Raw genomic sequence first — 782 nt, 5'->3', positions numbered from 1 at the left:
AAAGAAATCTTGCCGATGCCGGAGCGAAAGCGTTTTGCGTATGACCAGATCAATGAGCTATGGCAAGGGGACTTATCCCATGGACCCACGATTCGCGTCCATGGGAAAGCCCAGAAAACGTTTTTGATCGCGTATATCGATGACTGCTCGCGGTTAGTGCCATATGCCCAATTTTTCCCTTCGGAGAAGTTTGACGGGCTGCGGATCGTCACGAAGGAAGCGGTGCTTCGTTGCGGGAAGCCGAAACGCATTTACTCGGACAACGGGAAAATTTATCGGTCCGAGGTGCTGCAGTATGCGTGCGCCGAGATGGGGATTACACTCATCCACACCCAGCCGTATGACCCGCAAAGCAAGGGAAAAATCGAACGGTTCTTCCGCACCGTACAGACACGGTTTTATCCACTGTTGGAGCTGAATCCACCGAAATCGCTTGATGAGTTGAACGAGCGTTTTTGGAAGTGGCTTGAAGAGGAGTATCATCGAAAACCGCACGCCTCACTGGACGGAAAAACGCCGCATGAGGTGTTTCAATCGCAAGTGCATCTCGTGTCGTTCATCGAAGATGGCGATTGGCTGGATGCGATTTTTCTGAAACGGGAGCACCGCAAGGTGAAAGCCGATGGCACGATCACCCTGAATAAACAGCTATACGAAGTGCCGCCTCGGTTCATTGGGCAATCGATTGAGCTCCGCTATGACGAACGAGGCGTCTATGTGTACGAAGATGGCAAACGGGTGGCGGAAGCCATTCGGGTGCGTTTGGAGGACAATGCCTATGT

1 protein-coding gene is annotated in these 782 nt (G+C 52.2%); it reads left to right on the top strand.

The genetic code is table 11. The features are described 5' to 3' along the window. Positions 1 to 782 (top strand): DDE-type integrase/transposase/recombinase (locus VU18_RS12655; RefSeq protein WP_047758278.1); only part of this gene is annotated, 782 nt, incomplete at both ends.

The organism is Geobacillus sp. ZGt-1 (genome assembly GCF_001026865.1).
GTDB classification, from domain to species: Bacteria; Bacillota; Bacilli; order Bacillales; family Anoxybacillaceae; genus Geobacillus; species Geobacillus thermoleovorans.
Note: the sequence above shows the minus strand (reverse complement) of the source record. Positions and strands in the feature narration are given on the sequence as shown.